The 20451-nt window shown below is 72.7% G+C and carries 19 protein-coding genes and 1 pseudogene; 7 read left to right on the plus strand and 13 right to left on the minus strand.

Annotation, left to right across the window (positions count from 1 at the left end; all coding sequences use genetic code 11):
• Window positions 1–117 precede the first annotated feature (117 nt).
• The 8 genes from GA0070610_RS13915 to arc form a co-directional block, all read right to left on the minus strand.
• Window positions 118–303 carry a hypothetical protein gene (locus GA0070610_RS13915; RefSeq protein WP_089000436.1) on the minus strand — a complete coding sequence of 62 codons (186 nt, stop codon included), beginning with the start codon at window positions 301–303 and terminating at the stop codon, window positions 118–120.
• 64 nt (window positions 304–367) lie between these two features.
• On the minus strand, window positions 368–1726 hold the full coding sequence (gene pafA, locus GA0070610_RS13920; protein ID WP_089000437.1) for a Pup--protein ligase: 1359 nt from the start codon (window positions 1724–1726) through the stop codon (window positions 368–370).
• Between the two features lie 462 nt (window positions 1727–2188).
• Window positions 2189–3010 (minus strand): proteasome subunit alpha, encoded by an 822-nt coding sequence (prcA, locus tag GA0070610_RS13925; RefSeq protein ID WP_089000438.1) that lies wholly within the window; start codon window positions 3008–3010, stop codon window positions 2189–2191.
• 61 nt (window positions 3011–3071) lie between these two features.
• Window positions 3072–3911 carry a proteasome subunit beta gene (prcB, locus tag GA0070610_RS13930; RefSeq protein ID WP_172896527.1) on the minus strand — a complete coding sequence of 280 codons (840 nt, stop codon included), beginning with the start codon at window positions 3909–3911 and terminating at the stop codon, window positions 3072–3074.
• Window positions 3830–4162: an endonuclease VII domain-containing protein gene (locus GA0070610_RS31400; protein ID WP_331716521.1), complete on the minus strand. Its 333-nt coding sequence runs from the start codon at window positions 4160–4162 to the stop codon at window positions 3830–3832. Before GA0070610_RS31400 ends, prcB begins: the two co-directional genes overlap by 82 nt.
• Window positions 4163–4336: 174 nt before the next feature.
• On the minus strand, window positions 4337–4552 hold the full coding sequence (locus tag GA0070610_RS13940) for a ubiquitin-like protein Pup (RefSeq protein WP_067366797.1): 216 nt from the start codon (window positions 4550–4552) through the stop codon (window positions 4337–4339).
• A 106-nt stretch (window positions 4553–4658) separates the two neighbouring features.
• A complete protein-coding gene (dop, locus tag GA0070610_RS13945) occupies window positions 4659–6176 on the minus strand; it encodes a depupylase/deamidase Dop (RefSeq protein WP_089000440.1) in 1518 nt (505 codons plus the stop codon).
• 165 nt (window positions 6177–6341) lie between these two features.
• Window positions 6342–8123 (minus strand): proteasome ATPase, encoded by a 1782-nt coding sequence (gene arc / locus GA0070610_RS13950; RefSeq protein ID WP_089000441.1) that lies wholly within the window; start codon window positions 8121–8123, stop codon window positions 6342–6344.
• A gap of 177 nt (window positions 8124–8300) precedes the next feature.
• On the opposite strand from arc, the gene GA0070610_RS13955 reads away from it, so the two are divergent.
• A complete protein-coding gene (locus GA0070610_RS13955; protein ID WP_089000442.1) occupies window positions 8301–8597 on the plus strand; it encodes a ferredoxin in 297 nt (98 codons plus the stop codon).
• Between the two features lie 101 nt (window positions 8598–8698).
• On the opposite strand, the gene GA0070610_RS13960 is transcribed toward GA0070610_RS13955, so the two are convergent.
• The 3 genes from GA0070610_RS13960 to GA0070610_RS13970 all read right to left on the minus strand — a co-directional run bounded on the left by GA0070610_RS13960 (window position 8699) and on the right by GA0070610_RS13970 (window position 11436).
• Window positions 8699–9271, minus strand: a complete 573-nt coding sequence (locus GA0070610_RS13960) for a hypothetical protein (protein ID WP_089000443.1) — start codon at window positions 9269–9271, stop codon at window positions 8699–8701.
• An 81-nt stretch (window positions 9272–9352) separates the two neighbouring features.
• Window positions 9353–10348, minus strand: coding sequence for a tRNA (adenine-N1)-methyltransferase (locus GA0070610_RS13965; protein ID WP_392567302.1), 996 nt, complete (start codon window positions 10346–10348; stop codon window positions 9353–9355).
• The gene (locus GA0070610_RS13970) at window positions 10345–11436 is read right to left on the minus strand and encodes a M50 family metallopeptidase (RefSeq protein ID WP_392567324.1); all 1092 of its coding nucleotides are present in this window, start codon (window positions 11434–11436) and stop codon (window positions 10345–10347) included. Before GA0070610_RS13970 ends, GA0070610_RS13965 begins: the two co-directional genes overlap by 4 nt.
• A gap of 191 nt (window positions 11437–11627) precedes the next feature.
• On the opposite strand from GA0070610_RS13970, the gene GA0070610_RS13975 reads away from it, so the two are divergent.
• The 5 genes from GA0070610_RS13975 (at window position 11628) to GA0070610_RS13995 (ending at window position 18225) form a co-directional block, all read left to right on the plus strand.
• Window positions 11628–12539: a RecB family exonuclease gene (locus GA0070610_RS13975; protein ID WP_089000445.1), complete on the plus strand. Its 912-nt coding sequence runs from the start codon at window positions 11628–11630 to the stop codon at window positions 12537–12539.
• 117 nt (window positions 12540–12656) lie between these two features.
• Entirely contained in the window at window positions 12657–13853 is a 1197-nt protein-coding gene (locus GA0070610_RS13980) for a sensor histidine kinase (protein ID WP_089000446.1), read from the plus strand.
• A gap of 26 nt (window positions 13854–13879) precedes the next feature.
• Window positions 13880–14566 (plus strand): response regulator, encoded by a 687-nt coding sequence (locus GA0070610_RS13985; protein ID WP_089000447.1) that lies wholly within the window; start codon window positions 13880–13882, stop codon window positions 14564–14566.
• 339 nt (window positions 14567–14905) lie between these two features.
• The gene (locus tag GA0070610_RS13990; protein ID WP_089000448.1) at window positions 14906–15673 is read left to right on the plus strand and encodes an ABC transporter ATP-binding protein; all 768 of its coding nucleotides are present in this window, start codon (window positions 14906–14908) and stop codon (window positions 15671–15673) included.
• Complete coding sequence (locus GA0070610_RS13995; RefSeq protein ID WP_089000449.1) at window positions 15673–18225, plus strand: ABC transporter permease; 2553 nt, start codon at window positions 15673–15675, stop codon at window positions 18223–18225. The genes GA0070610_RS13990 and GA0070610_RS13995 overlap by 1 nt, the downstream gene beginning before the upstream one ends.
• A gap of 44 nt (window positions 18226–18269) precedes the next feature.
• Here GA0070610_RS13995 and GA0070610_RS14000 read toward each other — a convergent pair whose 3' ends face one another.
• The gene (locus tag GA0070610_RS14000) at window positions 18270–18923 is read right to left on the minus strand and encodes an HAD family hydrolase (protein ID WP_089000450.1); all 654 of its coding nucleotides are present in this window, start codon (window positions 18921–18923) and stop codon (window positions 18270–18272) included.
• Between the two features lie 184 nt (window positions 18924–19107).
• On the opposite strand from GA0070610_RS14000, the gene GA0070610_RS14005 reads away from it, so the two are divergent.
• Entirely contained in the window at window positions 19108–19656 is a 549-nt protein-coding gene (locus tag GA0070610_RS14005) for a hypothetical protein (protein ID WP_089000451.1), read from the plus strand.
• A gap of 16 nt (window positions 19657–19672) precedes the next feature.
• On the opposite strand, the pseudogene GA0070610_RS14010 reads toward GA0070610_RS14005, so the two are convergent.
• A pseudogene (locus tag GA0070610_RS14010) lies at window positions 19673–20437 on the minus strand (neutral zinc metallopeptidase); the annotation flags it as partial.
• Between the last annotated feature and the right edge of the window lie 14 nt (window positions 20438–20451).

Genomic DNA, 20451 nt, shown 5'->3' on the forward strand with positions numbered 1-20451 from the left:
TTCCATCGGGGGCGCACAACTTCGAGATTGCGGCGTCGCCGCGCCGGTACGACCACGGGCCGCAGCCGCGCCCGGTCGGCTACCGCCGGGTGTCGGCGTCGCCGCGCCGGCAGCGGCTCAGACCAGGAAGATCAGGGCCAGCCAGGCGCCCACGATCAGCACCAGCGCGAGCGCCAGCACCCAGGTGGGCACCGTGTACTCGCCGCGCCGGTTGCGCTCGATCTCGGCGCGGATCTTCTCGCGGCGGCGCTCGGCCCAGTTCTGCCGCTGGCGGCCGCTCTCGGGAGGTTCGGAAGTCGTCATCGCGCGGTCAGCCTACCGGCCCCGGCCCGGACGGCGCTCAGCACCACCCGGGCCGGCATCGGCGTCACATGCTGGCGATCAGCCGCTCCACCCGCTCGTCGTACGCCCGGAACGGGTCCTTGCAGAGCACGGTGCGCTGCGCCTGGTCGTTGAGCTTCAGGTGCACCCAGTCGACGGTGAAGTCGCGCCGCTTCTCCTGGGCGTGCCGGATGAACTCCCCGCGCAGGCGGGCCCGCGTCGTCTGCGGCGGCGTCTCCTTGGCCTCGAAGATCTCCGGGTCAGTCGCCACCCGGTCCACCTCCCCGCGCCGCTCCAGCAGCCCGTAGAGGCCCCGGCCGCGACGCAGGTCGTGGTAGGCGAGGTCCAGCTGGGCCACCCGCGGGTGCGACAGCGGCAGGTCGTGCTTGCGCTGGTAGCGCTCGATGAGCCGCAGCTTCGTCACCCAGTCGATCTCGCGCGACACCGGCTCCAGGTCGCCGGTCTCCACCGCGCGCAGCACCCGGCCCCACAGCTCCACCACCCGCTTGGCGGTCTGGTCGCCGCCGCGCCGCTCCACGAACTCGGTCGCCTTGGCCAGGTATTCCTGCTGGATCTCCAGCGCGCTGACCTCCTTGCCGGAGGAGAGCCGCACCTTGCGCCGCCCCGTGATGTCGTGCGAGACCTCGCGGATCGCCCGGATCGGGTTCTCCAGCGTCAGGTCACGCATCACCACCCCCGACTCGATCATCCGCAGCACGATGTCGGCGGTGCCGACCTTGAGCAGCGTGGTGACCTCGTTCATGTTGGAGTCGCCGACGATCACGTGCAGCCGGCGGTAGCGCTCCGCGTCGGCGTGCGGCTCGTCGCGGGTGTTGATGATCGGCCGGCTGCGGGTCGTCGCCGACGAGACGCCCTCCCAGATGTGCTCGGCCCGCTGCGACAGGCAGTAGACCGCCCCGCGCGGCGTCTGCAACACCTTGCCCGCCCCGCAGATCAGCTGCCGGGTGACCAGGAACGGGATCAGGACGTCGGCCAGCCGGCCGAACTCCCCGTGCCGCGACACCAGGTAGTTCTCGTGGCAGCCGTACGAGTTGCCGGCCGAGTCGGTGTTGTTCTTGAACAGGTAGATCTCGCCCGCGATGCCCTCGTCGTGCAGCCGCTTCTCCGCGTCGACGAGCAGACCCTCCAGGATCCGTTCGCCGGCCCGGTCGTGCGCGACCAGGTCCACCACCGAGTCGCACTCGGGGGTGGCGTACTCCGGGTGCGAGCCGACGTCCAGGTAGAGCCGGGCGCCGTTGCGCAGGAAGACGTTGCTGGACCGGCCCCAGGACACCACGCGGCGGAAGAGGTACCGGGCGACTTCGTCGGGGGACAGCCGCCGCTGCCCACGGTAGGTGCAGGTGACGCCGTACTCGGTCTCGAGGCCGAAGATTCGCCGCTCCATGATGAGACATTAGCCGCCCGAGGCCCCAGATGGGCAGCGCACACCGCGCACGTCTCACACCGGGCGCCCGCCGGCCGTCCCGGGCAGCCCGCCGCGCGGCCGATCACCCGGGCTCGCTCCCGATTCCCGTACGCCCAGGCGTCCCAGGTGGACGCTGACCGCCGAAAGTCCCTGGGCGGCCGGGCACAGGGCGCCCAGGCGGCGGAGGCCCCGTACTGCGGCCTGCGCAGACCCCCTTGGACACCCGGCGCTGGCAGTCGCCGACCCGGCCGGGCGCAGATCCGCACCGGGGCGGCGCGGACGGCGGAGCATGCGAGGCCCCTACCGCCGGCTCCTTGTCGGCCCGGGGGCGGAACGCGGGCGAGGCGGAGCACGGGTCGGGCGGCGGGCGCGGATCCGGGCGAGCGGTCGTTCCGGGGGTGTCGACGCCCCGACCGTCCGCCCGCCCGGCACGTGCCTCCGCTACGCCTCGGGGGCCTCCTGGCCCTCCAGGTCCGCCGAGCCGGCCGACGTGGTGGGCTTCCTCGCCTCCTGACTCGGCGAGGTCGGCGTCTCCGGACGGGCCGACACCGGCTCCTCGGCCTTGTCGCCGTCGAGCAGCGCGGTCAGCGCGGCCCCGGTGATGCGGCGGAACGTCCGCCCCACCCGGCGCCGGTCCAGGACGGCCACCTCCAGTTGGTTGGCGGCGATGGTGCGGGCGGCGCCGCCCTCTCCCCCGACGCTGCTCAGCGCCTGCATCGCGACCTTGACCGCCTCGCCCAGCGACATGTCCGGACGGTGGTGCGACTTGAGCACGCCGGTGATCGCCTCGGCCTGCCCACCCATGGCCATCCGGCCCGGCTCGTCGTTGACGGAGCCGTCGTAGGTGAGCCGGTAGAGCTCGTCGTCCTCGGCGGTGGTGCCGACCTCGGCCACGCAGATCTCCACCTCGAACGGCTTCGACTGCTCGGTGAAGATGGCACCCAGGGTCTGCGCGAACGCGTTCGCCAGGGCCCGGCCGGTGACGTCACGCCGGTCGTAGCTCAGGCCGTTCAGGTCGGCCATCCGCACCCCGGCACGGCGCAGGTTCTCGAACTCGTTGTAGCGGCCGACGGCGGCGAAGCCGATCCGGTCGTAGATCTCACTGACCTTGTGCAGGGCGCTGGAGAGGTTCTCGGCGACGAAGAGCACCCCACCCTCGTAGCTCAGGACCACCGCGCTGCGGCCCCGGGCGATGCCCTTGCGGGCCAGCTCGGAGCGGTCGCGCATGATCTGCTCGGGCGAGGCGTAGAACTGCATGGCCACGGCGGCGGTTCTCCTTAGGGAGCTGTGCTGACGGCTGCTGACTGCTGCGGGCGGGAGCGGATCAACCGCCCGGGTTCTCCATCCGGCCGGAGACCACGCTCTCGGCGATCGCCGACATCTCCTCGTCGGTGAGCCGGTGGGTGCCCTCCGCCGTCGCCGTCATGACCACCGGGTAGATCCGTCGGATCAGGTCCGGGCCGCCGGTCGCGGTGTCGTCGTCGGCCGCGTCGTAGAGCGCCTCCACCGCGAGCCGGACCGCCTCGTCGATGGAGAGCCCCGGCTGGAAGCGCTTCTTCAGCGCCGACCGGGCAAACAGCGAGCCGGAGCCGATCGCGTCGTAGCCGGTCTCCTCGTAGGGGCCGCCGGTGACGTCGAAGCTGAAGATGCGCCCGGCGCGCGCCGGGTCCTTCGCGGCCAGGTCGAACCCGGCGAAGAGCGGGATCACCGCGAGACCCTGCATCGCGGCGCCCAGGTTGCCGCGGATCATCGAGGCGAGGCGGTTGGCCTTGCCGTCGAGCGAGAGCATCGCGCCCTCGATCTTCTCGTAGTGCTCCAGCTCCACCTGGAACAGTCGCATCAGCTCGATGCCGATCCCCGCCGTGCCGGCGATGCCGACCAGGGAGTACGCGTCGGCCGGGTGCACCTTCTCGATGTCGCGCTGGGCGATCAGGTTGCCCATGGTGGCCCGTCGGTCGCCGGCCATCACGACGCCGCCGGCCGCCGAGATCGCCACGATGGTCGTCGCGTGCGGCGCCATGTCGGCGGCCATACCCGGCGGCAGGGGCCGGCGGCCGGGCAGCATCTCGGGGGCCACCTTGCTCAGGAACGAGGTGAAGGAGGACGTCCCCGCGTTGGTGAACACATCTGGTAGACGCCCGGATGGATCAAAACCCGCTGCCACGTGGTTCCTCTCAGATATGTGATCGCCTCCGCCAGCCGCGACTGATCGTCACGGAACTGGCCGAGACCACCGTTGCAGTTGAAGCACAATATCCCGCGCACCCACCCGGTGCGATGATCGTGGTCCAGATGTTGGGGGTCCGGCGTGCCACAGATCGCGCAGACCCCGCCCTGCTCGCCCAGGAGCTGCCGGAACTCCCTCTCCCCGATGCCGTGGGCCGCCGCAGGTGGTACTTGCGCGTACCGCGACAGAGCCGCTCAACCGTCGACGGCGGCTCGCCGTGGAGCGGGCCGCCGCGCAGGATCCGCAGTGGTACGCAAGCCCGTCAGCCCGCCGCCGGTTGCGATGGAACTCGGCGACGGGCAGCAAGCGGCTGCGCTGGGAGCACACCTTGTCCGACGCCAGAGGCGAATCGAACATAAGTGCTATTGCCCCCCTTTCTGCACGTAACCGCGCACGAATTCCTCGGCGTTCTCCTCCAGCACGGAGTCGATCTCGTCGAGCAGGTCGTCGACGTCCTCGGTGATTTCGGCGTGCCGCTCCGCCACCTCCGGGTTCGCCTCGGTGGTGACGTCCTCGATCTCCTCGCCCTGACGCGACTTGCCCGACTGCGACTGCCCGCCGCTGTCACGAGTGGCCATTGCTGCCTCCTCCACGATCGCCCTGCGATCAACTTACCTCGCGCAGGCGACGAAAAGCCCGCCGCGCGCCGGCTTCGGCACACGGCGGGCAATCGGCGACGACGCCTCAGCCGCCGGTGAGGGTCTCCAACAGGTCCTTCGCGCTGGGGCAGCGGTCGAAGAGCGCGCCCACGTGCTTGCGGGTGCCGCGCTCCGGCTCCATCATCGGCACCCGCACGAGCGACTCCCGGCCGACGTCGAAGATGACCGAGTCCCAGCTGGCCGCGACGACCTCCGAGGCGTACTGGGCCAGGCAACGGCCGCGGAAGTAGGCCCGGGTGTCCTCCGGCGGCTCGGTCATCGCCGTACGCGTCTGCTCGTCGTCGAGCAGCGTCTTCATCGCGCCCCGGGAGACCAGCCGGTGGTAGAGGCCCTTCTCCGGGCGGACGTCGGAGTACTGGAGGTCGACCAGCTGGAGCTTGTGCGAACCCCAGCCGAGCTGCTCGCGCTCCCGGTAGCCCTCCAGCAGCCGCAGCTTGGCCACCCAGTCCAGCTCGTCGGCGCAGAGCATGACGTCGCGGCCCAGCCTGTCCAGGACGCGCTCCCAGCGGGCGAGCACGTCGAGGGTCTGCTCGTCGGCGTCGGTGCCGTAGCGGTCGTCCACGAAGGACCGGACCCGCTCGTAGTAGGCCCACTGCACGTCCAGGGCGGTGAGCCGCCGCCCGTCGCGCAGCCGCATCCGGTGCGTCAGGGACGGGTCGTGGCTGACGGCGCGCAGCTCGCTGACCGGGTCGGCGATGCCGAGGTCGGGGCCGAGCGCCTTCTCCTCGATCATGGTGAGGATCAGCGCCGTGGTGCCGACCTTGAGGTACGTGGAGATCTCCGACAGGTTCGCGTCGCCGATGATGACGTGCAGCCGGCGGTACTTGTCGGCGTCGGCGTGCGGCTCGTCGCGGGTGTTGATGATCGGCCGCTTGAGGGTGGTCTCCAGGCCGACCTCGACCTCGAAGAAGTCCGCACGCTGGGAGATCTGGAAGCCCGTCTGCCCGCCGTCCTGGCCGATGCCGACCCGCCCGGCGCCGCAGACGATCTGCCGGGTCACGAAGAACGGCGTCAGGTACGCGACGATGTCGGCGAACGGCGTCTGCCGGCGCATCAGGTAGTTCTCGTGCGAGCCGTAGCTGGCACCCTTGTTGTCGGTGTTGTTCTTGTAGAGGTGGATCGGCTGGGTGCCGGGGATGGTGGCGGCGCGGCGGGCCGCCTCGGCCATCACCCGCTCCCCCGCCTTGTCCCAGCGCACCACGTCCAGCGGGTTGGTCACCTCCGGCGTGGAGTATTCCGGGTGGGCGTGGTCGACGTAGAGCCGCGCCCCGTTGGTGAGTATCACGTTGGCCAGCCCGAGGTCCTCGTCGGCGAGTGCCTCGGCCGGGTCGTAGGCGGCGCCCGAGTAGGTGAAGCCGCGCGCGTCCCGCAGCGGCGACTCCTCCTCGTAGTCCCAGCGGGCGCGGCCGCCCCGGTTGAGTTCCGGGCGCGCCCCGTAGGCGTTGACCACCTGCGAGGAGGTGACCATGGGGTTGGCCCCGGCCTGGCCGGGAACGGAGATGCCGTACTCGACCTCGGTGCCCATGATCCGTCTTACGCTCATCGACCTACCCGCTTCGCTCGCCCGACCCGGTCCCCCGTCACGTCGAGCGTAGTCGGCCGCGCGGCGGAAGGGGGCGCGGCGGACCGGGGCGACGGGGCACGGAGGCGGGCACGGACGGCACGGGGCCCGTGACGCGTCGCGTCACGGGCCCCGTGCGGGTGTCCGTCAGAGGTACTGGCCGGTGTTGCTGGCGGTTTCGATGGACCGCCCGGCCTCGGTGCCCTTGCCGCCGGAGACGAGCGTGCGGATGTAGACGATCCGCTCGCCCTTCTTGCCGGAGATGCGGGCCCAGTCGTCGGGGTTGGTGGTGTTGGGCAGGTCCTCGTTCTCGCGGAACTCGTCGACGCAGGCGTCGAGGAGGTGCTGGAGGCGTAGGCCCTTGCGTCCGGAGGTGAGGAACTCCTTGATGGCCATCTTCTTGCCCCGGTCGACGATGTTCTGGATCATCGCGCCGGAGTTGAAGTCCTTGAAGTAGAGGACTTCCTTGTCGCCGTTGGCGTAGGTGACCTCGAGGAAGCGGTTCTCCTCGGTCTCCGAGTACATCCGCAGCACGACCGCGTCGATCATCGCCGCGACGGTGGCCTGGGGGTCGCCGCCGTGCTCGGCCAGGTCGTCCGGGTGCAGCGGCAGCCCGGAGAGGATGTACTTGGAGAAGATGTCCTTGGCCGCCTCGGCGTCCGGTCGCTCGATCTTGATCTTCACGTCGAGTCGGCCGGGGCGCAGGATCGCCGGGTCGATCATGTCTTCCCGGTTGGAGGCGCCGATGACGATGACGTTCTCGAGCCCCTCGACACCGTCGATCTCGCTGAGCAGCTGCGGGACGATGGTGTTCTCCACGTCGGAGGAGACGCCGGAGCCGCGGGTCCGGAAGATCGAGTCCATCTCGTCGAAGAACACGATCACCGGGGTGCCCTCGCCGGCCTTCTCGCGGGCCCGCTGGAAGATCAGCCGGATGTGCCGCTCGGTCTCGCCGACGTACTTGTTGAGCAGCTCCGGGCCCTTGATGTTGAGGAAGAAGCTGGTGTGCTTCTCCTTGCCCTCCCGCTCGGCGATCTTCTTCGCCAGCGAGTTGGCCACCGCCTTGGCGATCAGCGTCTTGCCGCAGCCGGGCGGACCGTAGAGCAGGATGCCCTTCGGCGGGCGGAGCTGGTGCTCGCGGAACAGGTCGGCGTGCAGGAAGGGCAGTTCCACCGCGTCGCGGATCTGCTCGATCTGCGAGTGGAGGCCACCGATGTCGGTGTAGTCGACGTCGGGCACCTCCTCCAGGACCAGTTCCTCGACCTCGCTCTTCGGGATCCGCTCGTACGCGTACGCCGAGCGGGGCTCGATCATGAGCGAGTCGCCGGCCCTGATCGGCGAGCCGATCAGGGTGTCGGCGAGGTGCACGATGCGCTCCTCGTCGGAGTGCGAGACCACCAGGGCCCGGTCGCCCGGAGCGCCGTCGGGACCCGCGAGGATCTCCTTGAGCATCGCCACCTCGCCGACCCGCTCGAAACCGAACGCGTCGACGATGTTGAGTGCGTCGTTGAGCAGGACCTCCTGGCCGCGCCGCAGCTCGGCGACGTCCAGCGAGGGTGAGACGGCGACGCGGAGCTTGCGCCCGCCGGTGAAGACATCCACCGTGCCGTCATCGTGCCGCGCGAGGAAGACGCCATAACCACTCGGCGGTTGCGCGAGGCGGTCGATCTCCTCCTTGAGCGTCACGATCTGCGCGCGAGCCTCCTTGAGGGTGCTCACGAGCCGGTCGTTGTTCTCGGTCAGCCGCGCCAACTGTGCCTGGGTGGCCGCCAGCCGCTCTTCGAGCTGCCGGACGTGTCGGGGGCTTTCGGTCAACTTGCGCCGCACCAGAGCGAGTTCCTCTTGAAGGAACGCGACCTGCGTGGAGAGATCGTGGGCCTCCTTCTCCCACCGTGCGGCGCGCGAGTCCGCGTCGTCGCTGCGTGCCACGTCCCACCTCCCCGGGGGGCTTGAACGTTCTGCCCTAACACTAGCCGCTATGAGGCCGATTCGGTCCCACGCAACGCCCTCGTCACCGAACCTTGATCGCGAAGGGTGGCCCCGGGGGCCGGTCCGGGCGTTCGGGTACCGTCGGTGCGTGGGTCGGGAAAACATGGGGGGTGCGCCGTGGCGGAGGTCGTGACGGATCAGCTGCAGGTCTGGGTTGACCAGGATCTCTGCACGGGCGACGGGCTCTGCGTGCAGTACGCGCCCGAGGTCTTCGAGTTCGACGTCGACGGGCTCGCCTACGTCAAGGGCTCCGACGGTGAGCTGCGGACGGCGCCGGGCAGCCGGGTCGACGTGCCGGAGCACCTGCGCCTCGAGGTCATCGACTCGGCGAAGGAGTGCCCGGGCGAGTGCATCCACGTGGTGCGCGGCAGCGACGGCGTCGAGGTGGCCGGCCCGGAGGCCGAGGAGGACTGACGGCGGCGTCCTCCCGCGCCACCGGGCACGCCGAGGACGACCGGACCGGGTGTCGACCGGACCGTGCGGCCGACCCCGAGGGCGACGCCCAGGCGTACGGCTCAGAGCATCGGGCGGCCGACCACCGAGGCGACCAGGCGGGCGAACTCCTCCAGCCGGGCGATCTGCCCCGCGCCGCCGTCGTCGAGGGTCTTGCCGAAGCGCAGCGCGTCGTGCCGGGCCCCGCCCACCGCCTCGTCGCTGGGCGGGGCCTCGTCGAGCGAGGTGAGCAGCAGGTAGACGTCGATGCTGTCGACCCGGATCCCGCCGTCGTCGTCGCGGGTCAGCCGGCGCCGGCAGCCGACCTCGGTCACCGTGGAGATCGGCACCACCCGCAGCGACGAGGTCATCGACCCCGGTGGCCCCTCCCCCGGCGGCACGTCCTCACCGTGCCAGAGGACGAGCCGGCTGCCGTCGCAGACCACGACCTCCTGCCACACCCCGTTGACCTCGTTGACGAAGCGTTCCAGGGTGAAGCCGAGCACCGACGCGCCGCGCAGCACCCCGCCGAGCGCCTCCAGCGCGACGTCGGGATCCCGCAGGTACGCCCGGGCCGCCGATTCGAGGTCCTGGTAGGGCGACCAGTCCGGGAACACCGCCGGCAGGTCGCCCTGGCCGAAGCCGGGCCGGCTCATTCCACCTCCCCGTGCCCGGCCCGCCGGCACGCGCCGACGGGCGGGATCCGTCCGTTCACTCCTCGTCGCCCCGCCGCACCGTCACGGCCGTTCCGCGTCCTCGGTCGCCGCCTGCCGGGCCTGCCGGGCGGCCTCCGCCTCGCGAAGCGCCTGGCGGCGTTCGGCGTACGCCTCGGCGCCCTTGCTGGGCTTGCGGCGCCGCGGCGGCGCGGTGACGCCGGGGGCGAGCTTACGCGCGGAGACCAGGAACGCGGTGTGCGCGATCATGCGGTGGTCCGGTCGCACGGCCAGACCCTCGGCGTGCCAGTCGCGCACCAGCGACTCCCAGGCCCGCGGCTCGGTCCAGCCGCCGCGCTCGCGCAGCGCCTCGACCAGCTCGGACAGCTGCGGGGTGGTGGCGACATAGCCGATGAACACGCCGCCGGGCACGAGGGCCCGCTCGACCATGTCGAGGGTCTCCCACGGGGTGAGCATGTCGAGGATGATCCGGTCGAAGCCGGTCTCGGCGCAGCCGGCGACGTCGCCGACGTGCAGGTGCCACGCGGGGTGCGGTCCGTTGAAGAACGCCTCGACGTTGCGCCGGGCGATCTGGGCGAAGTCCTCGCGCACCTCGAACGAGTGCAGCTCGCCCCCGGTGCCGACCGCGCGCAGCAGCGAGCAGGACAGCGCGCCGGAGCCAGCGCCGGCCTCCAGGACCTTGGCCCCGGGGAAGATGTCGCCCATGGCGACGATCTGGGCGGAGTCCTTCGGGTAGATCACCTGGGCGCCGCGCGGCATGGAGAGCACGTAGTCCGACAGCAGCGGGCGCAGGGCCAGGAAGGCGGTGCCGCCGCCGGTGGTGGTGACCACGCTGCCGTCGGGCAGGCCGATGAGCGCGTCGTGCTCCAGGATGCCACGGTGGGTGTGGAACGCCTTGCCGGGCTCCAGGGTGACCGTGTGCATCCGCCCCTTGGGGTCGGTCAGCTGCACCCGGTCGCCGGGCCGGAACGGGCCACGGTGCACGGGGGGCAGCGCCGGGGTGTCGGCGGGCACCGGGACGCCCGGGTCGGCCGGGGTGACGGGGGGAGTTGCGGTCACGTGTTCATCTTCCGTTGAGGTTCGAGGAGCTGAGCCAGATCCGCGATGTGCAGAACGCCCACGACATCTTCGCCTGAGGTCACCACGTACTGCGCGCCCGGGTGGGTCTGCACGGTCTCCATGACGCGCTCCCCGTCGAGCCCGACCGGCATCGTCGGCAGGTTGGCCAGGGAGCGGGCGACCGCGTCGACGGCCAGCCACGGGCGGCGTTCCGCGGGTACGGCCTGCGCGGCGGCCGGGTCGACCAGGGCGACCGGCCGCCCGGCGGTGTCGGCGACCACGAGGGCGGCGCCGGGGGTGCCGCCCTCGGCGCGGCGGCGGTGCGCCTCGGCCAGCGGCGTGCCGGTGGGCACGGCGAACACGGGCCGGGCCAGCCGGAACAGGTCGATCAGCGGGAAGCGGCGGCTGATCCGGGCCATCCGGATCGACTGGCCGGCGCCGCGCCACAGCGTGAACGCGACGAGCAGCATCAGCGGCAGCGCCAGTGGGGCCAGGTCACGGGTGAGGGTGAGCAGGACGACCAGCGCGGCGGTGCCGACGGCGACGGCGCGCCCCACCCAGCCGGCGACCTCGGTGCCGCGGTGCCGGTCGCCGGTCGCCGCCCAGACCGCGGCCCGCAGCGCCCGGCCGCCGTCGAGCGGCAGCCCGGGCAGGCTGTTGAACAGCGCGACGATGACGTTGCTCACGGCCAGCTGGAACGCGAGCTGGTTGGCCAGGGTGCGGTCGGGCAGGGCGAGGGTGGCGGCGACCGCGAGGGCGCCGAGCACGGCGGAGACGGCCGGGCCGGCGAGCGACACCAGCAGGTCGATCCGCGGTGTCGGGGCGTCGCGGTCCATCTCGGTGTAGCCGCCGAGCAGCTCCAGGGTGATCCCGCGCACACCGATGCCGTAGCGGCGGGCGGTGAGGGCGTGGCCGAGCTCGTGCAGCAGCACCGAGCCGAGCAGGGAGACCACGAAGCCGAAGCCGATGAGGTAGCCGGCGAGCTGGGACAGGTCGAGCTGCCGGCGGGCGAACTCGGCGTACAGCACGGTGACCAGCAGGGTGAGCAGCACCATCGAGCCGTTGAGGTGCAGCGGCACCCCGAACACCCGGCCCACGCTCAGGCCGCCCCGGGCGTCGGGCCGGCGGCGCGGTCGCCTCGTCTGCTCCATCGGCTCGATGCTACGCGGCGGAGATCATGCGCCGGCGCGGCGACGGGACCACGCGCCGGTGCGGCGAGGCGATCATGCACCGGTGCGGCGACGGTGGTGGTGTCACACCGGTGCCCTAACCTTCGGGCATGACGGCGCAACCGGTGACCACGCAGCAGTCCTCGACCCCGGCCGACGTCCCGGCGACCGTGCGGGCCTCGCTGTCGCCGTCGCGGGCGGCGGATTTCAAGACCTGCCCGCTGCTCTACCGGTTCCGCAGCATCGACCGGCTGCCCGAGCGGCCGACCGTCGAGCAGGCCCGGGGCACGCTGGTGCACGCGGTGCTGGAGCGGCTGTTCGACCTGCCGGCCACCGGGCGCACCCCGGCGGCGGCCGGCGACCTGGTCGGCCCGCAGTGGGACCGGTTGGTCACCGAGCAGCCGGAGCTGGCGGCGCTGTTCGCCGACGGCGACTCCCCCGCCGCGGCCGAGTTCCTCCGCTCCGCCGCCGCGCTGCTGGAGGGCTACTTCGCGGTGGAGGATCCGCGCCGGCTGGAGCCGGCCGAGCGGGAGAGCCTGATCTCGGCGGTGGTCGACGAGGAGCTGCTGATCCGGGGCTACGTCGACCGGCTCGACGTGGCGCCCGACGGGGCGCTGCGGGTGGTCGACTACAAGACCGGCGGCGCGCCGCGAGAGGCGTTCGAGGCCAGGGCGTTGTTCCAGCTCAAGTTCTACGCGCTGGTGCTCTGGCGCACCCGGGGTGTGGTTCCCCGGGTGCTGCGGCTGCTCTACCTCAAGGACGCGGAGGTCTGCGACTACGCCCCCGACGCCGACGAGCTGCTGCGCTTCGAGCGCACGGTGGTGGCGTTGTGGCGGGCCATCGAGCAGGCGACCGCGCAGCAGGACTTCCGCCCCCGGCCGAGCCGGCTGTGCGACTGGTGCAGCCACCAGGCGCTCTGCCCGACCTACGGGGGCACGCCGCCGCCGTTTCCGACCCTGGCGGCGCCGGATCCGCTGCGTGACGCCCGGTCGCACCCGACGCCCCCGGGCGCCGACGAGTGACCCGAGGCCCCCACCCGGCCGGCGCCGACAGGGATGAGGGGCTCTCCTCCTGACGGAGGAGGCCGACCTCACCGCCGGCGACGATCAATCGGGCGGGTTGGCGGATAGCGTCGCGGTATGACTTCGGCCCCCCGGGCGTGGCTGCGCCGGCACCCCCTCGCCGCGGACGCGCTCCTCGCCGGGGGGCTCGTCGTGGCGGAGGTGGTGCTCACCGCGCTGACTCCCCGCGAGTTCTGGCCGGGGCGGCTGCTGGCGGCGCTGGGCTGGAGCGTGGTGTGCGCCGTGCCGGTGGCGTGGCGGCGGGTGGCCCCGTGGGCGGCGGTCGCGCTGGCGGTGGCGACGCTGGCGGTGCCCCTGCTGCTCGGCCCCGCGCCGGCCACCCAGGGCATGACCTTCATGGTGCTCACCTACACGGCGGCCACCGTCGGACCACCGCGTACGGCGGCCGTGGCGGCACTGGCGCTGTGGGTGCCGGTCTGCGTCACCAGCGTCCTCGCCCCGCCGCCCGACGAGTTGCTGGCCAACGTCAGTCCCACCTACCTGGTGCTGAACAACCTGCTGGTCGGCGTCGTGTCGTACTCGGTGGGGCGTGCCGTGCACGCCCGCCGGGCCTCGACGGAGGCGCTGCGGGAGCGGGCCCGGGCGGCCGAGGAGAACCAGCGCTCGCTGGCCGAACGGGCCGTCGCTGACGAACGCCGGCGCATCGCCCGGGAGCTGCACGACGTCGTCGCCCACCACGTCAGCGTGATGGGGGTGCTGGCCACGGGCGCGCGCCGCGTACTGCCGAAGGACCCGGCCGCGGCCGACGGGGCGATCGCCACCATCGAGCAGACCAGCCGGGAGACGCTGCGGGAGATGCGCCGACTGCTCGACGTGTTGCGTACCGACGCCGAGCCGGCCGCCGACCTGGCTCCCCAGCCGGGCCTCGCCGGCATCGGGGCGCTGGTGGAGCAGGTGCGCGAGGCCGGCCTGCCGGTGACCCTGCGGGTGGAGGGCACGCCGGCGGTGCTGGAGGAGGGGGTGGCGCTGACCCTCTACCGGATCACCCAGGAGGCGCTGACGAACACGCTCAAGCACGCCGGTGCGGCCACCGCCCAGGTGCTGCTGAGCTTCGACGGGGGCACGGTCGACGTGGAGATCACCGACACCGGGCGCGGACCCGGGCCGGACGGCGACCGCATCGGGCACGGCCTGGTCGGCATGCGGGAGCGGGTCGCCCTCTACGGTGGTGTCCTGCGCACCGGGGCCCGCCCGGGCGGGGGCTTCCGGGTGTCGGCGCGGATCCCGGTGGAGCCGCGGGGCGCGGCGGCGTGACCGGGGAATCGGGACGGGGGAATCGGATGACCGACACGACGGTACCGGCACGGCCGGTACGCATCCTGCTCGCCGACGACCAGCCGCTGCTGCGTACGGGCTTCCGGATGGTGCTGGGCACGGAGGACGACCTGGACATCGTGGCCGAGGCCGCCGACGGCCTGGAGGCGGTGGAGCTGTCCCGCCGGCTGCTGCCCGACGTGGTGCTGATGGACATCCGGATGCCGCGGATGGACGGGGTCGCCGCGACCCGGGCGATCGTCGACGCCCGCCTGCCGGTGCGGGTGCTGATCCTGACCACCTTCGACCTGGACGAGTACGTGGTGGGGGCGCTGCGGGCCGGGGCGAGCGGCTTCCTGGCCAAGGACGTGCCGGCCGACGACCTGGTGGCCGCGATCCGCACGGTGGCCGCCGGGGACGCGGTGGTGGCGCCGCGGATCCTGCGGCGTCTGCTGGACCGCTTCGCCGACGTGCTGCCCGATCCCGCGGCCGCGCCGCCGCGGACGCTGAGCGCGTTGACCGAGCGCGAGCGGGAGGTGCTCGTGCACGTGGCCCGGGGGCTGTCCAACGCCGAGATCGCCCGGGCGTTGTCGGTCAGCGAGACCACCATCAAGACCCACGTCGGGCACGTGCTGACGAAGCTCGGGCTTCGCGACCGGGTGCAGGCCGTGGTGCTGGCGTACGAGTCGGGTCTGGTGCGCCCGCGCGCGTAGCGCCTCGTCGCCGACGGCGTGTGGGGCGTACCGCCGAGTGCGCCGCGCACGACGGCGCGGTTGTCGCCGTCACCTACCGTGACCGCAGGGGTCGTCGCGTGGTTGACCCTGACGCGGCGTCACTGTGCAGGATCGGTCCGGGCCGGTGGGAAGGCCCTCGACCGGCCGCCGACTCAGGGGCAACCCTGAGTCGGCGGTGGGGGGCACCCGCAGCGCGAAATCCGCCCCGGCTCCGACCGGAGTCGGACGGATCGCGGCGGGCGGGCACAGATGATGGGACTGCCGTGCCGGACCAGCGGGGGCGGCGCGGATCGAAGACAGACGGAAGAGGTAGATGACGTGACCGCGACGGTAGGCCAGCAGGCGCAGGCCGCGGCCCGGGCGAACGACGTGTGGAAGGTGTACGGCAGCGGCGAGGCGCAGGTCGTCGCGCTGCGGGGGGTCAGCGCGGAGTTCGAGCGCGGCCGGTTCACGGCGATCATGGGGCCTTCGGGCTCGGGCAAGTCGACGTTGATGCACTGCCTGGCGGGCCTGGACTCGGTGACCCGTGGCACGGTGTCGATCGGCGACACGAAGGTCACCGGGCTGGGCGACGCGGGCCTGACGAAGCTGCGCCGCGACAAGGTCGGCTTCATCTTCCAGCAGTTCAACCTGCTGCCGACGTTGACGGCCAAGGAGAACATCCTGCTGCCGTTGTCGATCGCCGGGCGCAAGCCGGATCCGGCCTGGTACGACACCGTGATCGCCACGGTCGGGCTGCGGGACCGCCTGGACCACCGGCCGGCGCAGCTCTCCGGCGGCCAGCAGCAGCGCGTGGCGTGCGCCCGCGCGCTGGTCGCCCGCCCCGAGGTGATCTTCGCCGACGAGCCGACGGGCAACCTGGACTCGCGGGCCGGCGCGGAGGTGCTCAACTTCCTGCGCAACTCCGTACGCGAGCACGGCCAGACCATCGTCATGGTCACCCACGACCCGACCGCCGCCGCGTACGCCGACCGGGTGGTCTTCCTCGCCGACGGGCAGATCGTCTCGGAGTTGATCGAGCCGACCGCCGAGACGGTGCTGGACACCATGAAGAAGCTGGACACCCCCGCCGAGGTGGGGCGCTGATGTTCCGCGCGACCCTCAAGAGCCTGCTGGCCCGCAAGGTCCGGCTGATCCTCTCCGGCCTGGCCGTGGTGCTGGGCGTCATGTTCGTCTCCGGCGCGTTCGTGCTCACCGACACCCTCGGCCGCTCGTTCGACGCGATCTTCGCCGACGCGTACGAGGGGGTGGACGTCAACGTCGCCGCCAAGCCGAAGATCGACGTCGGCGAGACCGACGGCATGCCGGTGGTGCCCGAGCCGGTGCCGGCGGCCACCCTGGACAGGGTGCGGGCGGTGCCGGGCGTGGCCGAGGCCACCGGCGTGGTCGGCGTCGACGGGGCGCGGCTGATCGGCAGCAACGGCAAGGTGGTGGCCTCGTTCGGCCCGCCGCAGCTCGGCGAGAACTGGACCGGCGAGAGCGACCTGGTGCGACTGCGCGAGGGGCGGGCTCCGCAGGCCGACGACGAGATCGTCATCAACAGGGCGCTCGCGACGGCCGGCAAGGTGAAGGTCGGCGACCGGGTCGGCGTGCTGACCCTCCGGCCGAAGCAGGAGTTCACCATCGTCGGCGTGTTCGGCTACAGCGGCGACCGGGACTCCATCGGCGGCGCCAACGAGATCATGTTCACGACGCCGGTCGCGCAGAAGCTGATGCTCGGCGCGCCCGACACCTTCAGCAACATCTCGGTCACCGCCGCGGACGGGGTGTCGGACGAGGCGCTGCGCGACGCCGTTGCCGCCGCGGTGGGCGCCGGCTTCGAGGTCAAGACCGGTGCGCAACTGTCGGAGGACGCGGCGGCCGGCATGAAGGAGGCGCTGTCCTTCTTCAACCGGATCCTGCTCGGCTTCGCGGCGGTGGCGCTGCTGGTGGGCACCTTCCTGATCCTCAACACCTTCTCGATCATCGTGGCGCAGCGCACCCGGGAGTTGGCGCTGATGCGCGCCGTCGGGGCGAGCGGACGCCAGATCATCGGCTCGGTGGTGCTGGAGGCCGTCGCGGTGGGGCTGGTCGCCTCGGTGCTGGGCCTCGGCGCGGGCATCGGCATCGGCGCGCTGCTGGCGTACCTGTTCAGCACCTTCGCCGGCGGGCTGACCCTGGCGGGGATCGGCGTACCCCTCTCCGCCGTCATCGGCGCGTTCGCCGTCGGCCTCGTGATCACCGTGGTGGCGGCGCTGCTGCCGGCGCTGCGGGCGTCGCGGATCCCGCCGATCGCGGCGATGCAGGACGTGGCCACCCCCGACCGGCCGCTGACCAAGATCACCGTGGCCGGGGCGGTCGTCACGGCCGTGGGCGGCGCGCTGCTGGCCCTCGGGCTCACCGGCAACGCCGGGGGCAGCACCCTGGCCACCATCCTCGGCGGGGTGCTGTTCGCCTTCATCGGCGTGGCCCTGCTGACGCCGCTGATCAGCCGGCCGGTGGTGAGCCTGCTCGGCGCGATCTTCGCCTGGTCGGTGCCGGGCAAGCTGGGGCGGCTCAACTCGGGGCGCAACCCGCGCCGCACCGCCATCACCGCCGCCGCGCTGATGGTCGGCATCGCCCTGGTCACCGGGGTGACGGTGATCCTGGACTCGGCGAAGAGCAGCATCGGCGGGCTCGCCCAGGACAGCCTGAAGGCGGAACTGGTGATCGCCGGGGCGCAGAGCGGCCCCCGCCCGCCGAGCTTCGACCCGGCGGTGCTGGAGAAGGCCGCCGCGATCCCCGGGGTGCGCCTGGTCGACGGCGAGTACGGCGACCTGGCGATGGTCGGCGGCGAGCGCACCTGGGTGGCCGCCAGCAGTGACGTCGCCGCGCTGCGGCAGATCTTCGGCGCCGAGCCCACCGCCGGCGACATCGACCGGCTGGCGCCGGACGCGATGCTGGTCAGCTCGGACACGGCGACGGCCCGCGGCCTCTCGGTCGGCTCGAAGGTGCCGGTGCAGACCTCGCGGGGCGAGGCGCGCACCTACACGGTGACCGGCATCTACGCCAGCTCCCAGCTGACGAACCCGGTGGTGCTGCCGGCGGAGGCGGCACGCGACTTCACCATCCCGCAGCCGATCCAGGGCTTCATCCAGCTGGCGCCGGGCACCCGGGTGGCCGACGTGCAGCCGCAGATCGAGGCGCTGCTCGCCGACTCCCCCGAGGTGTCGGTGGCCGACCGGGAGGCGTTCATCGAGCAGCAGACCGGCCAGCTGGACGGGCTGCTCACGATGATCCAGATCCTGCTGGCGCTGGCCATCGTGATCGCCGTGCTCGGCATCATCAACACCCTGGCGCTGTCGGTGCTGGAGCGCACCCGGGAACTGGGGCTGCTGCGGGCCATCGGCCTGCGGCGGGCGCAGACCATGCGGATGATCACCGTGGAGGCGGTGGTGATCTCGGTGTTCGGCGCGCTGCTCGGCGTGGTCGTCGGCGCCGGCCTCGGCGCGGCCGTGGTCGAGGCGCTGCGCGACGAGGGGATCACCGACCTGGTGCTGCCCTGGACGCAGATGGGGATCTTCCTGGGCCTCGCCGCGATCGTGGGGGTGGTCGCGGCGGCACTGCCGGCGGTGCGGGCCGCCCGGATCAACGTGCTGGGCGCCATCGCCCACGACTGATCCCGACGCGCGACGAGGGCCCCGCCGGTGGGGCCCTCGTCGTCTCAGCCGACGGGCGGCGGCGCGCCGAGCAGGGCCGCCAGCAGCTCCAGGTCCGCGCCGGTCAGGCTCTCCAACTGGTGTACGCCGTCCAGCGGCCCGATCGGCACCTCCGCCGGTACGGCCAGCACCGCCGCGCCGGCGGCGAGCGCGCTGGCCACCCCCGTCGGCGAGTCCTCGATCGCCACGCAACGGGCGATCGGCACGCCGAGCAGCCGGGCGGCGGTGAGGTACGGCTCGGGGTGCGGCTTGGCGGCGTCGACCTCGTCGCCGCAGACGATGGCGTCGAAGCTGTCGCGTCCGAGGGTGTCCAACGCCACCTCGACCAGCGGCCGGCCGCTGGAGGTCACCAGCGCGGTCGGGATGCCCGCCGTCCGGACGGCCCGCAGCAGGTTCAGCGCGCCGGGACGCCAGCGCAGGCCGGTGCGGAACAGCTCCAGGATGCGGGCGTTGATCCACGCCGCGCTGGCCTCGGGATCGCGCCCCGGCTGGTCCAGGTCGTCGTGCAGGATGCGCATCGACGCGGCCATGCTGGAGCCGATCATCGCCTTGCGGGCGGGATCGGAGAGGGTGCCGCCGTACTCGGCCGCCAGCTCGTGCAGCGCGACGTCCCACAGCTTCTCACTGTCGACCAGGGTGCCGTCCATGTCGAAGAGCACGGCGGCCAGGTGGTGGCTGTTCAGCGGGTCCTCCCTCGGGTGGCTACCCGGGGATCCTCTCAGCCGGCACGGCGCCGGCACGCGCCCAGGTGTCGCGGGGTGACCTGGCCGACGGGTTGCGCCCACACGCGAGACTCGGGGACAACCGGTCGCCGGCACGGCGGCCCCTCGCGCGGAGGTCGCCATGCGCGTCCGATCCCTGGTCTCCCGGTGCACCGTGGTCCTGCTCGCCGCCGCCGTCGCGATCTGGCCGGCGGGGCCGGCCGCCGCGGCGAGCCTGCCGCTGGACCGCTGCTACGACCTGGAGACCCCCCAGCACGAGGATGAGCGGGACTGGTTCGCGCCGGGCAACGTGCACACCACGTGGCCCTCGCCGGTGGGCATGGTCGACCGGGACGTGTTCCGGGCGTCGGCCATAGGCACGATCCGCATCGACCACTGGGGCACCCGCAAGTCCATCTCCGGCGAGCTGCCGTTGGCCGGCAGCGGCTGGCCGGCGCCCGACGCCCCCCGGTACGCGCTGATCGCCAAGGTGACGTCGGGGTCCATGCTGGTGCTGCGCAACGGGCTGACCTACACCACGGGCCGGTGGTTCCCGGTCGGCGCCGACAGCGGCTGCATGCTCTACTCGAACGGCGGTGCGCCGTCGCGGCTCATCTTCTCCTTCAACGACCCGAACCTCGGCGACAACGGCGGCGGCGCGTCGGTGTGGGTACGGCAGTGGTGGAACTGACTGCGCCCCGGCGGTCTCAGCCGAGGTCGCAGGCGGCGAGGGACTTCTCGTAGCCGCGGAAGAACGACTCGGTGCGTTGCTCGGCGGTGCCGTGCGCGCCCTCGGCGAACCACGGCTGGTCGGGGGCGTCCCCGACGGCCAGCAGCCCCTCGCGGAACTCCTCCAGGTCGCCGTCGGCGAGCCGCAGCGCCTTCGCGCGTACCGAGTCGCCGAGGTAGGCCCCGGCCATGCAGTCCGCCTGCAACTCCTGCTGGATGGTGTAGGAGTAGCGGATGCCGAGCCGGGCCTGGATGCCGTGCGCGTACTCGTGGCCGAGCAGGTAGAACACGAAGGCGTCGCCGACCTGCCGGAACGCGGCCACCGACCAGTTCACGTCGTAGGCGATGAAGTCGCCCGCCGAGCAGTAGACGGCGTTGTTGCGCGGCAGCGGCTGCCCGCCGCAGGAGACCTCCCCGGCCCGCTGGTACGGGATGATCCGGCGGATCGGGCGGAACCGCTGCCCCGAGGCCCGGAACTGGGCGGCCCAGTACCGCTCGGCGATGCTCTGCGCGTCGGCGACGTCCTGCCGGAACTCCGCGACGCTGGTGGTGCCGTCGGCCCGGGTCTGCTCGGCACCCGGCGAGGACCCGCCGCCGGGGCGCGGCGGCTCGGGCTGCTGTCCCTCGGGTTCGGACACCCCGCCGACCACGCACCCGGCCGCCGCGACGAGGGCCACCAGCAGGCCGGCCAGCGAGCTTCGCGGTCGGCGTCCCACGCGCGTCGTCACAGTGCCCTCCCCGGCGTCGGCGTCGCGGC

The sequence above is a fragment of the Micromonospora echinofusca genome, from assembly GCF_900091445.1.
GTDB classification, from domain to species: domain Bacteria; phylum Actinomycetota; class Actinomycetes; order Mycobacteriales; family Micromonosporaceae; genus Micromonospora; species Micromonospora echinofusca.